The 22,152-nt window shown below is 60.6% G+C and carries 22 protein-coding genes; 12 read left to right on the top strand and 10 right to left on the bottom strand.

What is annotated here, in order from left to right; genetic code table 11:
• Positions 1-569: 569 nt before the first annotated feature.
• Positions 570-794, top strand: a complete 225-nt coding sequence (locus tag AC3WMV_RS24155) for a hypothetical protein (protein WP_146038521.1) — start codon at positions 570-572, stop codon at positions 792-794.
• Between the two features lie 182 nt (positions 795-976).
• On the opposite strand, the gene AC3WMV_RS24150 is transcribed toward AC3WMV_RS24155, so the two are convergent.
• The 5 genes from AC3WMV_RS24150 to AC3WMV_RS24130 form a co-directional block, all read right to left on the bottom strand.
• Positions 977-1,744: an SDR family oxidoreductase gene (locus AC3WMV_RS24150; RefSeq protein ID WP_007965755.1), complete on the bottom strand. Its 768-nt coding sequence runs from the start codon at positions 1,742-1,744 to the stop codon at positions 977-979.
• Positions 1,745-1,766: 22 nt separating this feature from the next.
• Positions 1,767-2,834 (bottom strand): phosphotransferase family protein, encoded by a 1,068-nt coding sequence (locus tag AC3WMV_RS24145; RefSeq protein ID WP_103367860.1) that lies wholly within the window; start codon positions 2,832-2,834, stop codon positions 1,767-1,769.
• Positions 2,835-2,990: 156 nt separating this feature from the next.
• Positions 2,991-3,959 (bottom strand): 2-hydroxyacid dehydrogenase, encoded by a 969-nt coding sequence (locus AC3WMV_RS24140; protein ID WP_103367859.1) that lies wholly within the window; start codon positions 3,957-3,959, stop codon positions 2,991-2,993.
• Between the two features lie 139 nt (positions 3,960-4,098).
• Positions 4,099-4,623: a cysteine hydrolase family protein gene (locus AC3WMV_RS24135; protein ID WP_103367858.1), complete on the bottom strand. Its 525-nt coding sequence runs from the start codon at positions 4,621-4,623 to the stop codon at positions 4,099-4,101.
• Positions 4,624-4,830: 207 nt separating this feature from the next.
• On the bottom strand, positions 4,831-5,214 hold the full coding sequence (locus AC3WMV_RS24130; protein ID WP_103367856.1) for a tautomerase family protein: 384 nt from the start codon (positions 5,212-5,214) through the stop codon (positions 4,831-4,833).
• A gap of 229 nt (positions 5,215-5,443) precedes the next feature.
• Between AC3WMV_RS24130 and AC3WMV_RS24125 the strand changes: the two genes are divergently transcribed.
• The 4 genes from AC3WMV_RS24125 to AC3WMV_RS24110 all read left to right on the top strand — a co-directional run bounded on the left by AC3WMV_RS24125 (position 5,444) and on the right by AC3WMV_RS24110 (position 9,134).
• On the top strand, positions 5,444-5,638 hold the full coding sequence (locus AC3WMV_RS24125; RefSeq protein ID WP_103367855.1) for a hypothetical protein: 195 nt from the start codon (positions 5,444-5,446) through the stop codon (positions 5,636-5,638).
• Positions 5,639-5,688: 50 nt separating this feature from the next.
• Entirely contained in the window at positions 5,689-5,859 is a 171-nt protein-coding gene (locus tag AC3WMV_RS24120; RefSeq protein WP_178085232.1) for a hypothetical protein, read from the top strand.
• A 253-nt stretch (positions 5,860-6,112) separates the two neighbouring features.
• Complete coding sequence (locus AC3WMV_RS24115) at positions 6,113-7,393, top strand: HAAAP family serine/threonine permease (RefSeq protein WP_027613177.1); 1,281 nt, start codon at positions 6,113-6,115, stop codon at positions 7,391-7,393.
• Between the two features lie 79 nt (positions 7,394-7,472).
• A complete protein-coding gene (locus tag AC3WMV_RS24110) occupies positions 7,473-9,134 on the top strand; it encodes a SulP family inorganic anion transporter (protein WP_103367854.1) in 1,662 nt (553 codons plus the stop codon).
• A gap of 51 nt (positions 9,135-9,185) precedes the next feature.
• Here the strand turns inward: AC3WMV_RS24110 and acnB are convergent, their stop codons facing one another.
• On the bottom strand, positions 9,186-11,795 hold the full coding sequence (gene acnB, locus AC3WMV_RS24105) for a bifunctional aconitate hydratase 2/2-methylisocitrate dehydratase (RefSeq protein ID WP_027613175.1): 2,610 nt from the start codon (positions 11,793-11,795) through the stop codon (positions 9,186-9,188).
• A 467-nt stretch (positions 11,796-12,262) separates the two neighbouring features.
• On the opposite strand from acnB, the gene AC3WMV_RS24100 reads away from it, so the two are divergent.
• Positions 12,263-12,733, top strand: a complete 471-nt coding sequence (locus AC3WMV_RS24100; protein ID WP_007965774.1) for a DUF1289 domain-containing protein — start codon at positions 12,263-12,265, stop codon at positions 12,731-12,733.
• Between the two features lie 101 nt (positions 12,734-12,834).
• Here AC3WMV_RS24100 and AC3WMV_RS24095 read toward each other — a convergent pair whose 3' ends face one another.
• A complete protein-coding gene (locus AC3WMV_RS24095; protein ID WP_027613174.1) occupies positions 12,835-13,698 on the bottom strand; it encodes a universal stress protein in 864 nt (287 codons plus the stop codon).
• A gap of 159 nt (positions 13,699-13,857) precedes the next feature.
• On the opposite strand from AC3WMV_RS24095, the gene AC3WMV_RS24090 reads away from it, so the two are divergent.
• The 3 genes from AC3WMV_RS24090 to AC3WMV_RS24080 all read left to right on the top strand — a co-directional run bounded on the left by AC3WMV_RS24090 (position 13,858) and on the right by AC3WMV_RS24080 (position 16,608).
• On the top strand, positions 13,858-14,466 hold the full coding sequence (locus AC3WMV_RS24090; RefSeq protein ID WP_103367853.1) for a MiaE family protein: 609 nt from the start codon (positions 13,858-13,860) through the stop codon (positions 14,464-14,466).
• A 147-nt stretch (positions 14,467-14,613) separates the two neighbouring features.
• Entirely contained in the window at positions 14,614-15,321 is a 708-nt protein-coding gene (locus tag AC3WMV_RS24085; RefSeq protein WP_027613172.1) for a response regulator, read from the top strand.
• Entirely contained in the window at positions 15,322-16,608 is a 1,287-nt protein-coding gene (locus AC3WMV_RS24080) for an ATP-binding protein (RefSeq protein WP_027613171.1), read from the top strand.
• Between the two features lie 118 nt (positions 16,609-16,726).
• Here the strand turns inward: AC3WMV_RS24080 and AC3WMV_RS24075 are convergent, their stop codons facing one another.
• A complete protein-coding gene (locus tag AC3WMV_RS24075; RefSeq protein ID WP_103367852.1) occupies positions 16,727-17,215 on the bottom strand; it encodes a GFA family protein in 489 nt (162 codons plus the stop codon).
• A gap of 208 nt (positions 17,216-17,423) precedes the next feature.
• Here AC3WMV_RS24075 and AC3WMV_RS24070 point away from each other — a divergent pair, with 208 nt between their 5' ends.
• The 3 genes from AC3WMV_RS24070 (at position 17,424) to AC3WMV_RS24060 (ending at position 20,623) form a co-directional block, all read left to right on the top strand.
• Complete coding sequence (locus AC3WMV_RS24070; RefSeq protein WP_103367851.1) at positions 17,424-18,308, top strand: LysR substrate-binding domain-containing protein; 885 nt, start codon at positions 17,424-17,426, stop codon at positions 18,306-18,308.
• Positions 18,309-18,407: 99 nt separating this feature from the next.
• On the top strand, positions 18,408-19,523 hold the full coding sequence (aguA, locus tag AC3WMV_RS24065) for an agmatine deiminase (protein WP_103367850.1): 1,116 nt from the start codon (positions 18,408-18,410) through the stop codon (positions 19,521-19,523).
• 2 nt (positions 19,524-19,525) lie between these two features.
• The gene (locus AC3WMV_RS24060) at positions 19,526-20,623 is read left to right on the top strand and encodes an extracellular solute-binding protein (protein WP_103367849.1); all 1,098 of its coding nucleotides are present in this window, start codon (positions 19,526-19,528) and stop codon (positions 20,621-20,623) included.
• 105 nt (positions 20,624-20,728) lie between these two features.
• On the opposite strand, the gene AC3WMV_RS24055 is transcribed toward AC3WMV_RS24060, so the two are convergent.
• Both AC3WMV_RS24055 and AC3WMV_RS24050 read right to left on the bottom strand, forming a co-directional pair.
• Complete coding sequence (locus AC3WMV_RS24055; protein WP_097087952.1) at positions 20,729-21,346, bottom strand: DNA-3-methyladenine glycosylase family protein; 618 nt, start codon at positions 21,344-21,346, stop codon at positions 20,729-20,731.
• Position 21,347: 1 nt separating this feature from the next.
• On the bottom strand, positions 21,348-22,145 hold the full coding sequence (locus tag AC3WMV_RS24050) for an isocitrate lyase/PEP mutase family protein (protein WP_103369391.1): 798 nt from the start codon (positions 22,143-22,145) through the stop codon (positions 21,348-21,350).
• Positions 22,146-22,152: the final 7 nt, after the last annotated feature.

The following is a 22,152-nucleotide window of genomic DNA, read 5'->3' as shown; positions in this document are numbered from 1 at the left end:
GCCTACGGTTTGCTTCGCTGCACCTCCTCTCGCTGTGTTTGGCTGCGCCAAACGGTCGCTGCGCTCCCACCCCCGGACAAATCCCTCCACTCAGCCTGCCGACAGGCCCTCAGATCAAAAGCGGTACTCGAGCTAACGCTCATTGTGTTGAGTGGGGCGGCTTCGCCGCATGGGGGGCTCGCTCTCTGAATTGCAGGAGTCAGCCTGCTGGCGATGGCGGCCTGACAGCCGACCCATTTACAACTGAACACACCCATTCCAACTGTGGGAGCGGGCTTGCTCGCGAAGGCGGCCTGACAGCTGACCCATTTCAGTCAGGAATACTCAACCCCTGTGGGAGCTGGCTTGCCAGCGATGGCGGCCTTCCAGTCAAAAAACTCTTGTTGATGTACCCCTCCCACACAGATTTTCCTCCCCGCAAAATCGACAGCCAATTCCTCCATCTCCCTCCATTTCACTGGCGCTTACAGGGTGGTCGGCTATAAAGAATGAGTGGTCAGGTCTTCCGTCATCCGCAGTATTCGTGCGCGATGGCGGAAGTGGCTCTTCCATTCATCGCGGGTCGTCCTATGAATAATCCTGGGAAACGCGTGTATCTGCCGTTGTCGCTGGCTTTCTCTGTCGCGCTATTGAGCGGCTGCGCCAGTCCTCCGCCACCGCCTCCTGCTGCACCGCCGCCACCACCGCCGGTGCGTACCTGTCAGACCCTGGAAAACACTCAGGTGTCGGGCGATATGTACGTTGACGAGCAGGTCACCCGGCATATCACCACCACCCGGTGTGTCACGCAGTAGTGCTGTGGGGGTGCTTGCCGGTGCACTTTGTCAGGCAATTACCCAAAGTCACTGTCTTACGGATAACCCCTGTGGGAGCGGGCTTGCTCGCGAATGCGGTGTGTCATTCAAGGCAATGCTGCCTGACACTCCGACTTCGCGAGCAAGCCCGCTCCCACAGGGTTAATCATTTGTCAGAGAGATCAGGACAGGAACCCACCATCCACATTCAGCGAAACCCCGGTGGTGTAGCTCGATGCATCACTTGCCAGATACAGCACCGCCCCGGCCATTTCACTCGGATCGGCCACGCGCTTGAGCGGGATCTGCGTCAGTGCCTGCTTGAGGATCGCGTCATTCTTCACCAAGGCCGAAGCGAATTTGGTGTCGGTCAGGCCCGGCAGCAGGGCGTTGCAGCGGATGCCGAATTGCGCGCATTCCTTGGCGAAGACTTTGGTCATGTTGATCACGGCGGCCTTGGTCACCGAGTAGATGCCCTGGAACACGCCCGGTGAAATCCCGTTGATCGAGGCGACGTTGATGATGCTGCCGCCACCGTTTTCGCGCATCAGCTTGCCGGCTTCCACCGACATGAAGAAGTAGCCACGGATGTTCACGTCGACAGTCTTCTGGAACGCACCCAGATCGGTGTCCAGCACGTTGCAGAACTGCGGGTTGGTTGCCGCGTTGTTCACCAGAATATCGAGGCGACCGAACTGTTCCTTGATCCCGGCGAAGACCTGGCTGATCTGTTCCATTTCACCAATGTGGCAGGCCACGGCGGTGGCCTTGCCGCCGGCGGCGATGATCGCGTCGGCGACGTGCTGGCAGCCTTCGAGCTTGCGGCTCGAGACGATCACGTGGGCGCCTTGCTGGGCCAGCAGTTTGGCGATGGCTTCACCGATGCCACGGCTGGCGCCGGAGACGAATGCGATTTTGCCGTCGAGGTCGAACAACTGAGTCTTGGACATAAGGGTTCCTTGGTGTGGGCCGTCAGAGGCTCGATTTCGCAATGACCTGCAGGCTCATGTGCTCCAGCAGTTTGTTCATGTGAATGAACTGCGCGAAGCGTTTGTCCTGGGTCTGGCCGTGGTAGAAGCGGTAGTAGATCTGCTGCACGATGCCGGCCAGACGGAACAGGCCGTAGGTGTAGTAGAAGTCGAAATTGTCGATCTGGATGCCCGAGCGTTCGGCGTAGTAATCGACGAATTCGCGTCGAGTCAGCATGCCCGGGGCGTGGCTCGGCTGGCGGCGCATCAGTTGCACCGGTGCCGGATCATCGGCCTGAATCCAGTAGGCGAGGGTGTTGCCCAGGTCCATCAGCGGATCGCCGAGGGTGGTCAGTTCCCAGTCGAGCACGCCGATGATCTGCATCGGGTTGTTCGGGTCGAGGATCACGTTGTCGAAGCGATAGTCGTTGTGGACGATGCTTGAGGTCGGATGGTCGGCCGGCATCTTGTCGTTGAGCCAGGCTTTGACTTTCTCCCAATGCGGCGCGTCCGGGGTCAGGGCTTTTTCGTAACGTTCGCTCCAGCCTTTGATCTGGCGGGCGACGTAGCCTTGCGGTTTGCCCAGATCGCCGAGGCCGCAGGCGTTGTAGTCAACTTGATGCAGCTCGACGAAACGGTCGATGAAGCTCTTGCACAGCGCTTCGGTTTTCGCTGCATCGAGACCCAGTTCCGGCGGCAGGTCGGAGCGCAGGATGATGCCCTTGACCCGTTCCATCACATAGAACTCGGCGCCGATCACTGACTCGTCGGTGCAGTGCACGTAGGCTTTCGGGCAGTAGGGGAAACCATCGCGCAGTTGATTGAGGATGCGGAATTCGCGGCCCATGTCGTGGGCGGATTTGGCCTTGTGGCCGAACGGCGGCCGGCGCAGCACGAACTCCTGCTGCGAGTACTCCAGAAGGTAAGTCAGGTTCGACGCACCGCCGGGGAACTGGCTGATCTGCGGCGTGCCGGTCAGCCCCGGAATGTGCCTCTTCAAGTACGGATCGATCAGGCTGGCATCGAGTTCTTCGCCAGAGCGGATCCGGGTGGACTGGTCAGTAAGCGCCATGCTTATCCCTTCTGCTTATTTTGGAGGCCAGACATCATTGGCTAATCTAATGGCGCACTCGGGCGGCCACAAGCGCGCAGCGGTCTTATAGGTTAGCGTGTTGCAGGATAATCAGCGTTTCGAATAGGTACGGCAGCAGGGCGCTGCCGGCTCTTTTCAATGCACGCGCTGGTTGTTGAGCCTGGGGGGCAGGGCGATGGGCGTCAGCACCGGTTGCCCTGAGAAGAACGCCACGAGATTTTTTCCCACCAGTTCCACCGTGCCTTGGGTGGCCTCGGGTGACAGGCCGGCGACGTGTGGCGTGAGAATCACATTACTCAGGGTTTTCAGCGCATCTGGCACCTGCGGTTCGTGATCGAACACGTCCAGTGCGGCGCCGGCAATCCGCCGTTGCTCAAGGGCGCTGATCAGCTCAGCGGTGGCGATCACACTGGCCCGCGCGATGTTGACGATGAAACCGTTCGGGCCAAGGGCGTCGAGCACCGGGCGGGTCACCAGATGCTGGGTGCCAATCCCGCCCGGCGTGGCGACGATCAGAAAGTCCGAGGCCCGCGCCAGTTCGGTTGGCGTCGAGCAGAACGCATAGGGCACATCACTGCGCAGTTGACGGTTGTGATAACTGATCTGCATGTCGAAACCGAGGTGAGCACGCTTGGCAATCGCCATGCCCACCGCGCCCAGGCCGAGAATGCCCAGGCGTTTATTGGCCAGCGACGGGCGCATGATCTTCGGCCATTCACCCCGGCGCACCGCGGCGTCGCAGCGTGGAATGTCGCGCACCAGCGCCAACAGCATCGCCATCGCATGATCGGCCACCGACGAGGCGTTGACCCCGGCACCATTGGTCACGGTGATCCCGCGATCGCTGGCAGCCTGCAGGTCAACGTGTTCATAGCCGGCGCCGATCACGGTGATGATTTTCAGCGCCGGCAGGGCGGCGATTTCCTCAGCGGTCAGTCCCAGCGGGCCACGGGTCAGCACCGCGTCGATCCGTGCGCCGTGGCTGGCGATGGCTTGCGCACGTTCGGCAGGGGTTGGTGCGAGGATCAGGTGAAAACCCTGATGCTCGAGAATCGGCAGATAGTCATTGATGGTTTCAACCAGTACCAGAACGGTGGCGGGCATTGCGCGGCTCCTGTGATCTATGACGGTGTGGTCGCGAAAGTCGTGTCAGAGTGCTGATTCCAGAGCGGTTTGGCAATGGTGGCCGCAGCCCCGCTTCAGCCAGTGTAGGAGCTGAAACGGGGAGCGCGCGGGCGCTTCGTCAGAAGCTCACGTCGGCGCTGTTGATCAACCGTGCAAATGCTCCGCCGAGGGTGGCGTTATGGTGCTCGATGATGACGTGGGCGGGTAATGCCGGGGTGTCCATGCAAGTGTGGGCGTCGGCCACCAGCAACGGTTTGAAGCCAAGATCCGCAGCGGCGCGGCAGGTGGCGTCGATGCAGAACTGGGTCTTCATGCCGACCAGGTAAAGGTCGTCGATCTGCGCAGCGTTGAGCTGCTGCGCCAGATTCGTGCCGTGGAATGCGTTGGGTCTGGATTTGTCGAACACATGGTCGGACTTGGCATTCAGATCGAGTTCCGGCAGCAATTGCCAGAAGGGGCTGCCGGCGGCAATCGGCGAGCCTGCCGGGCCGGTGTGGCGTACGGCGTAGATCGGCACGTGTTGCTGGCGTGCCTGGCGGATCAGCTGCTGGATGTTGGCGAGCACGCGCTCCCCGTCATGGGGTTTTTCCGGGCCATGGAACAGACCGACCTGCATATCGATGATCAACAATGCTGCGGACATGATGTTTCTCCTTGAGGGCTGCAAGTGCCGCACGGACGGGAGAAACAACAAGGCCCCGTCCATTGCTGGCGGGGCCTTGGGTTCACTGCGCTGGATTCACCTCAGGCAGCAACACCACGACCCGCCGGTGGCGGTCGTGGTGGTACGGGTGAGGTGCAGCGGGCGAAGGTTCATGCCGCCGATCATGCTGGCGGCGGCGAAGGGCTGTCAACTGGCGTATTGAGCGATGCCGTTGCCGAACGACCAATTCTCCTTTTTGACTTCCACCAGATTGATGAACACGTCTTCCATGCGAATGCCCAGTTGGGTGTTCAGGCTGTGCGCGATGGTCTGGTACAGGGCTTTTTTCTGCTCCAGCGTCCGACCTTCATTGAGGGTGATCTGGATGATCACCAACCGATCGCTGCGCTGGATGCCCAGGTACTGCGGGTCGAAGATGAAATGCTCGCCGTCGTGCTCGTTGAGGATCTGGAAGTTGTCGTGCTCCGGCACGTTGATGGTGCTGCGCATGGCGGCGTAGATCTGCTCGCCGATGCGTTTGGCGAAGGTGGGGTCAGAGTGTTTTTTGATTTCGACGCGGACGAGGGGCATGGGCAGAGACTCCGTTGGGTAGGGGACTTGTCTCACGCTAGAACATGTCGGCCAGATTGAAAGTGTGGGGTGATGAGCTCGCCGCTGTTTTTGTACGAGGCTACCTACGTTTTTCGCGGATTTTGCCTACGAATTTGGCGGATGCGTCTGCTATGCGGCTGCCGATGAGCAAGCAATCATGAGGTACAAAGCAGCTCTGGAAGTGACAGCCAATAGCCAAGGAAGGCAAATGCTTCAAAACAATCGGGAACACCTGGAACTCGAAAGAATAATGAGTGAAATACGGAAACTTGCGGCTGAGAGGAAAAAACTTATGGCGGAAGAAAAGAAGCTGAGGTGGGAGACGTATTTTTACCCGCTTGCGGTCGTTACAGGAGGGTTGACCGCAACTGCAGCAGTTGTAGGACTTTCACTTAAGTTTTAGGTGTTCGCGTTTATACCATTCAGATCCTGTCTCTAAAAAAGGAAATCACCATGAGTACATTTGACCGTCAGGCCATGATTGAACGGGCAGATCGAGAATACGATGAGGACGTTGAAAGAATGCGCGTCAAAAACAAGGGCGATATGTACCCAATCTGGGGAATGCTGGTGTTCGGCCTTTTTTGCATGTCACTCGGATTTCTCCTGGCTCGATCAATCTGATCAAGTCTTGCCGGTGGAATTGTCGCTGAAACTTGCCGGAAAACGACATCTCACGTATCCGGAGCCGACAGCCATTTTCCCGAAAACGACAACCCGCTGATCTGCTCCGTACAACCATTCCTCAGCTAAGTCTTTGCTTCTGCTCATTTATCGCGGAGAATCGCGCCCCTGTTTCGGCCGGAGCATGTCTGTCGGTTTTTTCCGACGCGTCCTGACCGAGTGGCAAGTGACCGGAATGCGGAGATCCGACCGGATGAATGATCAGGCCAATAGCGTCGACGCACGCTATGAAGCGGCAGCACCAGCTGAACTGTCGAGCTGGAATCGCCATGACACCACGTGGATGTTGGGATTGTTCGGGACGGCCATTGGCGCCGGTACCCTGTTTTTGCCGATCAACGCGGGTCTGGGTGGCTTCTGGCCGCTGGTGATCCTCGCGCTGCTGGCCTTCCCGATGACATTCTTCGCTCACCGCGGCCTGACCCGCTTCGTGCTCTCCGGTCGCGAAGGCGCCGACATCACCGAGGTGGTCGAGCAGCATTTCGGCATCAAGGCCGGCGCGCTGATCACCCTGCTGTACTTCTTCGCCATCTTCCCGATCCTGCTGATCTACAGCGTCGGCCTGACCAACACGGTCGCCAGCTTCCTCGAACACCAACTGCACATCACGCCGCCACCGCGCGCGCTGCTGTCGTTCGTGCTGATCCTCGGCCTGCTGGCCGTGGTGCGTTGCGGCGAGCAGGCGATCGTCAAGGCGATGAGCCTGATGGTGTATCCGTTCATCGTTGCGTTGCTGTTCCTCGCGGTATACCTGATTCCGCACTGGAACGGCGGCATCCTCACTACCGCCTCGCAGGTACCGGCACCGTCGGCACTGCTGCACACACTGTGGCTGGCGATTCCGGTGATGGTGTTCTCGTTCAACCACTCGCCGATCATCTCGGCCTTCGCGGTGGACCAGAAGCGTCGTTACGGTGCCAATGCGGAGCAGCGCAGCTCGCAGATCCTCTGCCGCGCCCACCTGCTGATGGTGGTGATGGTGCTGTTCTTCGTCTTCAGTTGCGTGCTGACCCTGTCGCCGGAACAACTGGCCGAAGCCAAGGCGCAGAATCTGTCGATCCTGTCGTACCTGGCCAACCACTTCAGCAATCCGGCCATCGCTTTTGCGGCGCCGTTGATTGCCTTTGTGGCGATTTCCAAGTCGTTCCTCGGCCACTATATCGGTGCCAGCGAAGGCCTCAAGGGCCTGATCGTCAAGAGCGGCAAGCGTCCGGGCGCCAAAGCGCTGGATCGTATCGTGGCGGCGTTCATGCTGGTGGTGTGCTGGATCGTTGCAACCCTGAACCCGAGCATTCTCGGGATGATCGAGGCCGTCGGCGGTCCGGTGATTGCGGCGATCCTGTTCCTGATGCCGATGTACGCGATTCGTAAAGTACCGGCGATGGCGCGCTATCGCGGTCAGGCGTCGAACGTATTCGTTACCCTGGTCGGTCTGGTGGCCATTTCGGCGGTGATTTATTCGCTGACGGCGTAAGCCAAAGCGCCAGAGACTCAGCTACAGTGGCCGCTGTGCGTGATACGCACAGCGGCTTTTTTCGTCTGGAGACAGTGGATTGTCGAGCGCGCCCCAATCAGTAGAGCCACCCAATCGCTGGCAGGACATCCTCGCCGGTCTATCGATTGCCGGCCTGCTATTACCCGAAGCGGTCGCCTATTCGACCATCGCCGCACTGGCGCCCCAGGCCGGGGTGATTGCGCTGTTTGCCGGGTTGCTGTGCTATGGGTTGTTTGGCACCAGCCGCTTTGCCATTGTCTCGGCCACGTCTTCGTCAGCAGCGGTGCTGGCGGCGGCCACCGCGACCATGGCCAATGGCGACCCGCAGTTACGCGCGACGCTGGCGGTCGGGTTGGTGCTGGTCACCGGTGGGCTGTTCTTGCTGGCGGGGATCTTTCGTTTTGGCAGCGTCACTGCGTTTATCGCCAAACCGGTACTGCGCGGCTTCGCTTTCGGCCTCGCGCTGACCATCATCCTCAAGCAGGTCGCCAGCGTGGTCGGCGTGCACCTGATCGACGCCAATCTGGTGCGCTTCGCCCCGCAACTGCTCGAACAACTACCGCAGTGGAACTGGCCGGCGGCGGCCGTCGCAGCGGTGGCGCTGGTGCTGTTGGGACTGTTCTCGCGCTTTCCACGGGTGCCTGGCGGTTTGCTGGTGGTGGTGATCGGCATCGTCGCCGGGCAATGGCTGAACCTGCCGGCTCATGGCGTGAGCATGATCGGTTTGATCGACCTGAGCCTGGAGGTGCCGAGCCTGCCGGTGCTGCCGTTTGCCGACTGGCTGCGGCTGGGGGAGGTGGGGTTTGCGCTGGTGATGATTCTGTACGCCGAGTCGTACGGCTCGATCAGTTCGTTCGCCCTCAAGCACGGTGATCGTGTGACCTCCAACCGCGATCTGCTGGCGCTCGGCGCAGCGAACTTGTTGTCCGGATTGTTCCATGGCATGCCGGCGGGGGCCGGGTATTCGGCGACGTCGGCGAACGAGGCCGCTGGCGCGATTTCTCGCTGGGCCGGTGGGGTGGCGGCGCTGGTGGTACTGGTGATCGTGCTGACGGTGCTGCCGTGGATCGCCCTGACACCGGAGCCGATTCTGGCGGCCATCGTGGTTCATGCGCTGGCGCGGGGCTTGAGTCTGCAGCCGCTGGGGCGCTATTTCGTCTGGCGCCGGGATCGGCTGCTGGTGCTGTGCGCGGTGGGGGCGGTGCTGGTACTGGGCATTCTCGACGGCTTGCTGGTGTCGGTGACCATCAGCGTGTTGCTGATGCTCAAACAGATGTCGGCGGCGGACATTCAGGTGCTCGGTCGGATCGACGGCGGGCATGATTTTGTCGATCTGCAGCGTCACCCAACGGCGGTGACTGAGCCGGGAGTGCTGATTGTGCGGCCCAGTGAAGCGTTGTTCTTTGCTAACGTCGAGCGAGTTCTTGGTGCAGCTTTGCACTTGATTCGTCATTCGGACGTGGCGCTGCACACGGTGATTCTCAGTCTGGAGGAAACCCCGGATCTGGACGGCACCAGCATCGAGGCGATCCAGGAGTTCTTCCTGCGGGTGCATCAGGAGGGCAAGCGCCTGATTCTGGCGCGACTCAAGCATGAGGCGCTGGCCGTGTTGGAGGCGTTGCCGGAGGTGACGGCCAACGGGGTGATACTCAGCGGGCTGAGCGTCGATGGTGCGGTGCAGCAGGCCTTGAAGCCTGCTCCCACAGGTCCCCAGACATAAAAAAACGCCGCGCATCTCACGATGGGCGGCGTTTTCTATTGCTTTGTAACGTTAGGCTTGAACGACTGGAATCTTGGCGTTCGCAGCAGCTTCACGGAACTCGGCGATCTGGTCGAAGGACAGGTAGCGGTAGACATCGGCCGCCATGCTGTCGATCTTGCCAGCGTATTCCATGTACTCCTCGACGGTCGGCAGGCGACCCAGGATCGAAGCCACGGACGCCAGCTCGGCCGAAGCCAGGTAGACGTTCGCGCCGTCGCCCAGACGGTTCGGGAAGTTACGGGTCGACGTCGAGACCACGGTGCTGTTCGGCTCAACGCGTGCCTGGTTACCCATGCACAGCGAGCAGCCTGGCATTTCCATGCGTGCGCCGGCCTTGCCGTAGATGCCGTAGTAGCCTTCTTCGGTCAGTTGGTGAGCGTCCATCTTGGTCGGCGGCGACAGCCACAGACGGGTTGGCAGCTGACCCTTGACCTGATCCAGCAGTTTACCGGCAGCACGGAAGTGACCGATGTTGGTCATGCACGAACCGATGAACACTTCGTCGATCTTCTCGCCAGCCACGCTGGACAGCAGACGGGCGTCGTCCGGATCGTTCGGCGCGCACAGTACCGGCTCGTTGATGTCGGCCAGATCGATTTCGATGACTTCGGCGTATTCGGCGTCGGCATCGGCTTCCATCAGCTCAGGGTTGGCAATCCAGGCTTCCATCGCTTGCGCGCGACGTTCCAGGGTACGTGCATCGCCGTAGCCTTCGCCGATCATCCAGCGCAGCAGGGTGATGTTGGACTGCAGGTACTCGGTGATCGACTCTTTCGACAGCTTGATGGTGCAACCGGCAGCCGAACGTTCGGCCGAGGCGTCGGACAGTTCGAACGCCTGTTCCAGGGTCAGACCTTCCAGACCTTCGATCTCCAGGATGCGGCCGGAGAAGGCGTTTTTCTTGCCTTTCTTCTCGACGGTCAGCAGACCGTTCTGGATGGCGAAGTAAGGGATGGCATGAACCAGGTCACGCAGGGTGATGCCAGGTTTCATTTTGCCTTTGAAGCGCACCAGGATCGATTCCGGCATGTCCAGCGGCATGACGCCGGTGGCAGCGGCGAACGCGACCAGACCGGAACCGGCCGGGAACGAGATGCCCATCGGGAAACGGGTGTGCGAGTCACCACCGGTACCCACGGTGTCCGGCAGCAGCATGCGGTTCAGCCACGAGTGGATGATGCCGTCGCCCGGACGCAGGGAAACGCCGCCGCGGGTCATGATGAAGTCAGGCAGGGTGTGGTGGGTGGTCACGTCGATCGGCTTCGGATACGCCGCGGTGTGGCAGAAGGACTGCATCACCAGGTCAGCGGAGAAGCCCAGGCACGCCAGGTCTTTCAGTTCGTCACGGGTCATCGGACCGGTGGTGTCCTGAGAGCCGACGGTGGTCATTTTCGGTTCGCAGTAGGTGCCAGGACGAACGCCTTTGCCTTCTGCCAGACCGCACGCCTTGCCGACCATTTTCTGCGCCAGGGTGAAGCCCTTGGTGCTTTCAGCCGGTGCTTCCGGCTTCTTGAACAGATCGAATGCCGGCAGACCCAGTTCGGCACGAGCCTTCTCGGTCAGGCCACGGCCGATGATCAGCGGAATACGACCGCCGGCACGGACTTCGTCCAGCAGCACAGGGGTCTTCATTTCGAAGGTGGTGATGACTTCGTCGGTACCGTGCTTGCAGACTTTGCCAGCGTGCGGGTACAGGTCGATCACGTCGCCCATGTTCATGTTCGACACGTCGAACTCGATTGGCAGTGCGCCGGCATCTTCCATGGTGTTGTAGAAGATCGGAGCGATTTTGCTGCCGAAGCAGAAACCGCCAGCGCGCTTGTTCGGCACGTAAGGGATGTCGTCGCCGAAGAACCACAGCACCGAGTTGGTCGCCGATTTACGCGAGGAACCGGTACCGACCACGTCACCGACGTAGGCGATCGGGAAGCCTTGACCGCGCATTTCTTCGATCTGCTTCATCGGGCCGGTCTTGCCTTGCTCGTCCGGAACGATGCCGTCACGGGCCATTTTCAGCATGGCCAGGGCGTGCAGCGGGATGTCAGGACGCGACCAGGCGTCTGGTGCAGGCGACAGGTCGTCGGTGTTGGTTTCGCCGGTGACCTTGAATACGCGCAGGCTGATCTTGTCGGCCAGGACAGGACGCTTCTTGAACCACTCGCCGTCAGCCCAGGATTGCAGCACGGCCTTGGCGTGAACGTTGCCGTTCTTGGCTTTTTCAGCCACGTCGTGGAAGGCATCGAACATCAGCAGGGTGTGCTTGAGTTCTTCGGCAGCCACTGGCGCCAGCTCGGCGTTGTCCAGCAGTTCAACCAGAGTCACGATGTTGTAGCCGCCCTGCATGGTGCCGAGCAGTTCTACAGCGCGCTTCTTGTCCAGCAGAGGGGAGGTGACTTCGCCTTTGGCCAGGGCCGACAGGAAACCGGCTTTGACGTAAGCGGCTTCGTCCACTCCTGGTGGTACGCGATTGGTGATCAGGTCAACGAGGAAAGCTTCTTCGCCAGCCGGAGGATTCTTCAGCAGCTCGACCAGGCCTGCAGTTTGTTCGGCGTTAAGCGGCTGGGGAACGATACCCAGGGCTGCACGCTCTTCGATATGTTTGCGGTAGGCTTCAAGCACAGTTATTACCCTCATCAGTGGTCCCAAATGGGTGTCCGGGACGCTCATCCCGAAATTGCCGTACTCATGCACCGCACGACGTTGTGGGTCGTTTGGCCAGAATTACCGGCAATTCCTTACAGAAGCTGCTTTCAAAGTTTTACGCCTGCAGAACGGGGAGCTGATGAGGGTTGGCGTTGGGCTTTTCCCCGCTGGAAAAACCCTTCGCCAACACCGCTCTGAAGGAACGACTGTGCTCGTGACGCTTTGAAAACAGCTTCTAACGGACATTGGCGCCTTAAAAGGCTGGCTGATTCTACGGCAAAAAAAACTTAAAGGTAAGTCGCGCTCTATTGGACTTTGGTGGCGTTGTGCACGGGCAGGGTAAACCGCGAGCCAGCGCTTGCCCCTGACGTTTGAGGGGTGATCAATGCCCGACAAAGGGCTAACATGCCGGCCTGTTCCGCGTTTCAGTGTTTTGCCATTTTATGCCCAATCAGACCATCAAGACCCCCTGCGTCGGCCTCTGCTCCACTGTTTACGGAGATCTGGTGTGCCGTGGCTGCAAGCGTTTCCACCACGAAGTGATCCACTGGAATGGTTACGGCGAGGAGGAAAAGCGTGCGGTGTGGTTGCGTCTGGAGCAATTGCTGTCACAAGTGATGGCGAGCAAGGTCGAGATCTTCGATCCGGCGCGCCTTCGCCAACAGCTGGAGCAGCGCAAGATCCGCTTCGTGCCGCATCAGTCGGAATATTGCTGGGCCTATCAGCTGATTGCGCGCGGGGCGCGGGTGATCATTAATCTGGAAGCCTACGGGATGGTGTTGCTGCCGGAGTTCCGCGACTGGAACCTGCCGGAGTTGCGCGATGCCATTGATCGGGAATTTTTCCTGCTGTCGGAAGCGCATTATCAGCGCTACATCGCCCCTGGCTTCCTGAAAGACGCCTTCGGCGCCTGAAGATCAAAAGCTTCGCGAGCAAGCCCGCTCCCACAGGAGATTGCATTCCAATTGTGGGAGCGAGCCTGCTCGCGAAGGCGCCGGTTCAGGCACCGTAATCCTCAGTGCTTCACCGCCAACTCCACCAGATGATCCTCAACCTCTTGCGGCTTGAGCACCAGCACGTCGCTTTCCAGTGCATCCAGCACCACCTCAGCGGTATTGCCGATCAACGCGCCCGACAACCCGGTGCGCGCCACGGTGCCGATCACGGTCACTGCCGCTTGCAGTTTGTGCGCCATGAACGGAATCAGCACATCCGCCGGGCCTTCCTCGATGTGCAGGTGTTCGTCGTCCACATCGAACTCGGCCTGAAACGCCTTGCACTGTTCGCGGTATTTCGCCTCGATGGTTTCCTTGAGTTGAAAGGTCGGATCCGCTGCCGAGAGCATGGGTGACGGATGCGCCGTGATCACATGCAGATGCGCCTTGGCGAGGCTGGCAATGTCGTAGCCGTGATCAATGATCGTGGTGTGCAAATGCCGGTGTTCGCCATCGGCATTGCCCACGTCCACGGCCGCAAGAATCACCCGGTCTTTCCAGGAAGTGGATGTTTTTACCAATAGCACCGGGGTCGGGCAGTGGCGCAGCAGTTTCCAGTCCGCCGGCGTCAGCAGAGCCTTTTTCAGCGCACTGTCGGGATAGTGCTGCTTGATCACCAGCCCGCAGCCTTCGGCCTGCTGCACATCGATGATGGTTTCGTGCAGGCTCTCGTTCCATGCCTGTTCGGTGGTCGCGCTGTAGCCATCCGCCAGCAGCGCGGCTTTGAGCACGCCGAGCATGCCGGCGTGGTCGTGCTTGCGGTCGCACACCAGCAAGTGGAGATGGGCCTGGGTCACGCCGGCGATCAGCTTGGCGCGCTTGAGCGCCAGGCTTTCCGAATGTTCGGGTTCGATGACCACCAGAATGCTGCGAATGGCTTGCATGAGCGGAGTCTCCAGCAAAGAAAAGGCACGGCGTTGCACAACTATAGTTGCTGCTCATGCGCCTGCGACTTGATACATATCAACGCCTGCGACTGGTGGTCTGCGGGCAGGCCGGTATAATCGGCGGCCTTTGCTCGTACACTTTTTACCGTGAGCCCCATGATCCTTCCCGAAATCCACGAATTCCTTGGCTGCCGCACGCCCGACGCCTGGGTCCAGGCGGCACTGGCCGATCAGGAAACCCTGTTGATCGACCACAAGAACTGCGAGTTCAAGGCCGCCAGTACCGCGTTGAGCCTGATTGCCAAGTACCATTCCCACGTCGACCTGATCAACATGATGTCGCGTCTGGCCCGGGAAGAACTGGTGCACCACGAACAAGTCATGCGCATCATGAAACGCCGCAAGATCGAGCTGCGCCAGTTGCATGCCGGGCGTTACGCCTCGGGCCTGCGCAAAGTGGTGCGCAGCCATGAGCCGGTGAAACTGGTGGATACCCTGGTGGTCGGCGCATTTATCGAAGCGCGCAGTTGCGAGCGTTTCGAAGCGCTGGTGCCGCATCTGGACGAAGAACTCGGCAAGTTCTATTTCGGCCTGCTGAAAAGCGAGGCGCGGCACTTCCAGGGTTATCTGAAACTGGCTTACCAGTACGGCGACGTGAAGGACATCGCTCAGGTGATCGACAAGGTGCGTGCTGCCGAGCAGGAGCTGATCGAGTCGCCGGATGAAGAATTCCGCTTTCACAGTGGTGTGCCGGCCGCGGCCTGAAACACAAACTGTTAAAAACTCTTAAGAGTATGAAATATCACCGAAAACCGGCCCCTGCGGCCGGTTTTTGCTGCCCGAAACAACGCCTCTCCGACGAATCCCGCCATACTGTCGCCCACTTCACACATGGGTTGGCAGACGGTCGTTATGGATAACCTGGGTTTTGGCAAAGTCCTGCTGGTCGAAGACGATGAGCGTCTGGCCACGTTGATTGCGCACTTTCTCGAACAACATGGCTACGAGGTGCGCGCGGTGCATCGCGGTGATCTGGCAGTGGCCGCGTTTCTCGAGTTCCAGCCCAAAGTGGTGGTGCTCGACCTGATGCTGCCGGGGCAGAGCGGCCTGCACGTGTGCCGGGAAATCCGCAGCGTGTCGGACACGCCAATTGTCATCCTTACCGCCAAGGAAGACGACCTCGACCATATTCTCGGCCTGGAATCCGGCGCCGACGACTACGTGATCAAACCGATCAAACCGCCGGTACTGCTCGCTCGGCTGCGCGCCTTGCAGCGGCGGCAGATGCCGGAAGCTGGCGTGGTCAGTGCACTGGAGTTCGGGCGCTTGAGCATCGATCGCAGCTGTCGCGAAGTGCGTCTGGCCGGCGAGATCATCGAAATGACCACCATGGAATTCGAGCTGCTGTGGTTGCTGGCCAGCGCCGCCGGCAAGACCCTGTCCCGCGATGACATCCTCAATCGCATGCGCGGTATCGCTTTTGACGGGCTCAACCGCAGCGTCGACGTGTACATCAGCAAGTTGCGCAACAAACTCAAGGACAACCCACGCGAACCGGTGTGCATCAAGACCGTGTGGGGCAAGGGGTATCTGTTCAATCCGTTCGCGTGGGAGCTGTAGATGCTGCGGTTATTCCTCGGGCTGTTTCTGGTGATGACGGTGGGCCTGGTCCTGGCGTTGCAGACTGTCGAGCGTACGTTCGATGCCTTGCTCGACTATCAGATGCAGGACTACAACCGCGAGGCGGTGCGTGGTCAGGCCTGGACGCTGGGGGAGTTGCTGCGCAACCTCGACGGCCCGGCCCGTGAAAAACAATTGCAGGCCCTGCGCCCGCACTATGGCCTGGGGTTGACCTTGGTCGACGCCGATCAACTGGCGCTCAGCGACGAGGAAAAAGCCGAGCTTGCTCAAGGCTTGCTGGTGATCCGCGACAAATACACCCAATACATTTCAGCCATCGACGGCGGCTCGCAACTGCTCAGCATTCGCTTGCCCGCCGAACCCAGCCTGATGCCGTTCTACATTGCCGGTGCCTACTTGATGATCGCCGTGCTGATCGGCTGTGTGTTGTTTTTCTGGGTGCGTCCGCACTGGCGCGATCTGGAAAAACTGCGTCTGGCCGCCGAGCGTTTTGGAGACAACGATTTGTCGGTGCGCATTCAACTGTCAAAGCGCTCGAACATTCGCGATCTGGCTGAACACTTCAACCTGATGGCGGCGCGCATCGAGAGTTTGATCGCCAATCAGCGTGAGCTGACCAACGCGGTTTCCCACGAACTGCGCACGCCGATTGCGCGATTGTCGTTCGAACTCGACCAGCTCAAGCAGCAACCGGACGCCAGCCAGAACCGCGAACTGATCGCCGACATGTACGCCGACCTTGGCGAACTGGAAGAAATGGTCTCCGAGCTGCTGACCTACGCCAGCCTCGAACGTGGCGCGACGGTGATCAAGTGCGAAAACATTCAAGCGGCCAACTGGCTCGACAGCGTGGTCGGCAGCGTGGCGCTGGAGGCGGAAGCGGCGGGGGTGCAGTTGCTGATTGGTGACTGCCTGCTCGACACCGTACGCATCGAGCCGCGCTTTATGGCGCGCGCAGTGATCAATCTGCTGCGCAACGCTATTCGTTATGCCGAGCGCCGTGTCGAAGTGACGCTGGTGCGCAGCGGCGATTACTACGAAGTGCGGGTCAACGACGACGGTCCGGGTGTGCCGGTGGAAGGTCGGGAGAAAATCTTCGAGCCGTTCTCGCGGCTGGATGCCAGTCGCGATCGGCGTACCGGTGGCTTTGGGCTGGGTCTGGCATTGGTGCGACGGGTGTCGCAGTCCCATGGCGGGCAGGTCGAGGTCGGGGAATCAGTGTGGGGTGGGGCGTCGTTCCGGATGACCTGGGCGCATCTGGACTGATTTGTGTAGACAGGTTGGGCCCTATCGCGAGCAGGCTCACTCCTACATTTGGAATGCATTCCCTTGTAGGAGTGAGCCTGCTCGCGATAGAGCCATCAATCACAACACAACCCCCTGCTCATTTGACCAACCCCAACCGCTCATGCCACTGCGCAATCGACTCCTCGGGATACACCGCAAACTGCTTGTCCTTGGGTTTCGCATCCACCTCGACCCAGGGCGCCTTCGACCCCAGCATCAAATGTGTGTGCTGCGGCGGCACCGGCAGTGGCGTATCGATGGCCGAGGCGAATGGATGAATCAACTCCGGCCATTCCGGGCTGAACAGCCACAAACCGCTGCCGCACTGTGAGCAAAAATGCCGCTCGGCCGTGCTGCGATGGGCACGTTTTTCACCTGCTTCCTTCATCTTCGCGTGGTAGATGCTGATGTGCTTGCGCCCCTGAACCTTGAGGCTGGCCGCATCGCCACCGAGGTTGATCGCGTAACCGCCACCGCCTTGAGTCTTGCGGCAGATCGAGCAGTAGCAGCGTTGATAGGGGTAGGGATGGACGCTGGTCAGGCTGAAAGTGACGGCGCCGCAATGGCAGGAGCCTTCGAGGTGCATGAGGGGCCTCCGGTTGGCTGAAGGGGTGCGGTTGAGCCTAGAAGATTTGTGGCGATCATGCAGACGCTTTCGCGAGCAGGCTCGCTCCCACAGGGGAGCGCGTTCGAGAATGTGGGAGCGAGCCTGCTCGCGAAGAACGATAACTCGGTCGCACTGGACGCCCACCGCCAGCCCGGTCAGCATGTCCCAAAAAAAGGCACCCCAACCCATGCGAAGACTCCCCTCACTGGCGGCCCTGCGAACCTTCGAATGCGCCGCCCGCCACGCGCATTTCGGCCGGGCTGCCGCCGAGTTGTGCGTCACCGACAGCGCGGTCAGCCACCAGATCCGTCAGCTCGAAGAGCAGCTCGGCGTTTCGCTGTTCATCCGCGAAGGCCGGCAGATCCGCCCGACCATCGCCGCCGGACGCCTGATGCAGAGCCTGCAGCAGGCCTTCGAACTGATCGGCGAGGCCTGTGATGAACTGCGCGATCCTTCCTCGCTGGCGGTGTTGCGCCTGGCGGTCACCGCCGAGCTGGCGCAAAAGTGGCTGATGAACCGCCTCACCGATTTCTACGTGCGCTATCCGCACATCACCCTGCATCTCTACGAACAGCCGATCGACGCCAGCGCGCCGGGCGAAGACATCGACCTGGCGATCACCTACGGCACCGGCCCGGTGGACAGCAGCGCCTATTTCGTGCGGCCGTTGCCGGCGCTGCAGTTCTTCCCGGTATGCAGCCCCGGACTGTTCAACCAAGGCACTCTGAAAACCCCGAAAGACCTGGCGCGCCACTGCCTGCTGCACGACGATCAGGACGGCAAGACCTGGACCGCATGGCTGACCAGTCACGCCGGCGATCTGCGCCCGCAGCGCCAGTTGTATTTCGCTCACGCCGGTCTGGCGCTGGAAGCGGCGGCACAGGGGCAGGGTGTGGCGATGGGCGACAACCTCACCGCGCAGGAGGACTTGCTCAGCGGGCGGCTGGTGCGGCCGTTCGCATCGAGCATGACCGCGCTGGGCCAATATGCGCTGGTCTGCGAGCGGCTGCGCCTAGAGCGTCCTGCCGTGGCGCAGATGCTCGAATGGTTCAACGATCAACTGGCCGATTGATGAGTTGAATTCAACTGTTCCGCAATATTCATCGTTGGCGGGCCAGCCGTCCGCGACCTTAGCCTGTGGTCATTCCCAACCCCAAGACGAGGTTTGACCATGGCACGTTTGCTCGACTCCACCCCTAAACACGACGGCTTCCGTCTGCCCGGCGAATTCGAACGCAAGGCCGGTTGCTGGCTCGGTTGGCCGGAGCGTACTGACGTGTGGCGCAACGGCGCGAAACCGGCGCAGAAAGTCTGGGTGCAGATCGTCACCGCCATCGCGCAGAGCGAACCGGTCACCGTCTGCGCCTCCGCCGCGCAATTCGCCACCGCCCGCCGCCAGTTGCCGCCGCAAGTGCGCGTGGTCGAGATGACCTGCAACGACACCTGGTTCCGCGACAGCGGCCCGTGCTTTGTGGTCAACGACCAGAGCGGCGAAGTGCGTGGCGTCGACTTCGAATTCAACGCCTATGGCGGCCTCGACGGCGGCCTGTACTACCCTTGGGACAAGGACGACCAGATCGCCAGCAAGATCCTCGAAATCGAACGTTTCGACCGTTACCGCGCGCCGCTGATTGCCGAACTCGGCGGAATCCAGAGCGACGGTCAGGGCAGCATCCTCACCACCGAACAGTGCCTGCTCAACCGCAATCGCAACCAGCATCTGGGCAAGGACGAAGTAACCCGGCGCCTGACCGATTACCTCGGCGCCGAACAAGTGATCTGGCTGCCACGCGGCTGCAAGTTCGACGAAACCGATGGCCATGTCGATGACCTCGCGTGCTTCGTGCGCCCCGGCGAAGTGGTGCTGCAATGGACCGACAACCGCGACGATCCGCAGTGGGAAATCTATCAAGAGGCCTACGACATCCTGCGCAGCACCCGCGACAGCCGTGGCCGCGAGTTGATCGTGCACAAGCTGCCGCAACCGGACGTGCTGGAGTGGACCGCCGAAGAAGCCGAAGGCCTCGATCAGCAGGACAGTACCCACACCCGTCAGGTCGGCACCAGAATCTGTGCGTCGTATATCAACTACTACGCCGGCAACAGCTCGATCGTGGTGCCGCTGTTCGGTGATCGCAACGATCAGGTGGCGCTGGCGACCCTCGCCGAACTGTTCCCGCAGCACAAGATTGTCGGCATCGAAAACTCCCGGGAAATCCTCCTCGGTGGCGGCAACGTCGCGTGCATCACCATGCCGCAATACGCCGGCCAGAAAAAAGGAGCCTGACCATGGGCCTGCACAAACTGACTCAAGCGTTATTGCTGGTGCTTGCACCCCTGTGTGTGCAGGCCGCCGACCCCGCCAGACCGGTGGTCAATCTGTACATCTGGGGCGAGTACCTGGCCCCGGATACGCTGAAGAATTTCGAGGCGCAGACCGGCATTCATGTGGTCGCCGATCACTTCGATTCGCTGGAAACCGTGGAGACCAAACTGCTCACCGGACGTAGCGGGTATGACCTGGTACTGACCGCCGGCCAGCACCTGTCGCGGGCCATTGAAAGCGGTGCGATCCAGCCGCTGGACAAGGCTCGGGTGCCGCACTTTGCCGGGGTTGGCGAGGAGTTCCGCCAGCACATGGCGGTGTTCGATCCGGGTAACCGTTACGCCGGCATTTATGCCTGGGGCACCACCGGCGTCGGCTATCAGGAGCAAGCGATCAAGCAGCGTTTACCAGAAGCGCCGACCGACAGCTGGGCGATGCTGTTCGACCCGGCGGTGGTGGCGAAATTTGCCGATTGCGGGGTGAGTCTGCTCAACGATCCGAACGAAGTGTTCGCCGCAGTCATGAAGTACCTGGGCCTGGACATCAACCGGCAGAACCTTGATGACTTGAAACTCGCCGAGCAGCAACTGGCGAAGATCCGCCCGTACATTCGCTACTTCGACAACGATCTGAACATCAGCGACCTGGCCAACGGCAACACCTGCGTGGCGATGTCGTGGAATGGCAACGTGGCGATTGCGGCGGGGCAGGCGCAAGCGGCGAACAAGCCGTTCCAGCTCAGTTACCGTATCCCCAAAGAAGGCACGTTGATCTGGTTTGACGCCATGGTCATTCCCAAGGATGCGCCGCATCCACAGGCCGGGCTGGCGTTGATGGATTACCTGATGACGCCTGAGGTGATCGCGCCGATCACCGACACCATCCACTACGCCAATGCGATCACGGCGGCGGATGGTCTGGTGGATGCGTCGATCCGTAATGATCCGGGGACGTATCCGTCGGAGGCGGTGCGGGCTTCGCTGTATAGCAAGAATGACAATGGCAAGGCGTTCAATCGGGCTTTGATTCGGGCGTTCAGCAAGTTGAAGTCAGGTCTTTGATTTGAGGTTGAGTCGACTGGTGCCTTCGCGAGCAAGCCCGCTCCCACATTTTGAAATGCGTTCCTCTGTGGGAGCGGGCTTGCTCGCGAAGAACGATAACGCGGTCTAGACCTTGGCAACGCGCCACAAATACCAAGCTGCCACCGTCCGATACGGACTCCACGCCAAGCCGATCTCGATCATCTGCCTGCGCGTCGGCTGTACCTCCAGCGCCTTCAATCGGCGATAGCCCTCGCGCACGCCAAAATCATCCGCCGGCAGAATATCCATGCGCTCCAGGCTGTAAATCAGCAGCATCTCCACGGTCCAGCGGCCAACCCCGCGCAGGCTGACAAGGCGTTCGATCAGCGCTTCATCCTCCATTGCCAGCGCGGTGGGATAATCCGGCACTACACCGTCCAGCGTTGCCTGGGCGATGCCCTGAATGGTCGCAATCTTGCCCGCCGAAAAACCGCAGCCGCGCAGTTGATCGAAGTCGGTCGCGAGAATCTGTTCAGGCCGGGGAAACGTCTGCCCCGGAAACAGCGCCACCAGACGCCCGACAATTGCATCCCCAGCCTTGGCGTGCAGTTGCTGATAAGCAATTGCCCGCACCAGCGATTCGTAAGGGTCACGCGCCGGGTGCGGTTGATGCAGGCACTGGCCGACGGCTGCAACGTGGCGCTGCCAGTCCTCGTCGAGCGCGGCGAGAAATTCGCTGGCCGCCTGATAACGATCCGGCATGCTATTTCAGCAGTCCGTTGACTTCGCCGTAGGTCAGCGCCTTCAGATCATGGGTGTCGAGCTTGCCGCTGGCGAGGAAGCTTTTCACCAGCGAGCCCATTGCGCCGTAGAGGAACTCGGCGATTCCCGACCCGGCGCTCAGGCGCCGCACGCCCAAAGCTTGCAGCTCGGTCGGCGAGGGCAGGCAGGCGAAGCCGAGCACGTTCACCGGCAGTGACGTGCCCTTGCAGATTGCCTGGATTTCATAAGCGGCGGTCACGCCAGCGGCAAACAAGCCATCAGCCCCGGCCGCCTGATACAACGCTGAACGGTGCAGGGTTTCGGCGACGCGATCCTCGGCCGGTACCAGACCTTTGAGGTAGACGTCCGTGCGCGCATTGATGAACAGCTTCACACCACGCTTCTGAGCGATCTGCCGTGCTACTTCGATCTTGCGCGCCAACAGCTCCGGGGCGCCGCTGCCGTCCTCGATATTGATCCCGACCGCACCGGCGGCAAGCACCGCGTCGATCACTTCGGCCACGCGCTCGAGGTCATCGGAATAACCCGCCTCGATGTCCACGCTCAGCGGCACCTGGATCACCCGCGCGATGGATTCCACGGTTGAAATCAGCCGTTCGAGGGGCAGGGTGTTGCCGTCTGGATAGCCATGCGCCCAAGCGACTGCCGCGCTGCTGGTGGCGACCGCTTTACCGCCTGCATGCTCGACCAGTCGCGCGCCAGTGGCGTCGGCGACGTTAGTCAGGATCAGCAGACCTTCCTGGTGTAACTGGTGGAACCGAGTGTCAAGTGCGTTCATCGAGATC

Source organism: Pseudomonas sp. FW305-3-2-15-E-TSA4, from assembly GCF_058787295.1.
The sequence above is the reverse complement of the archived record's forward strand: the minus strand, read 5'-3'. Positions and strand labels throughout refer to the sequence as shown.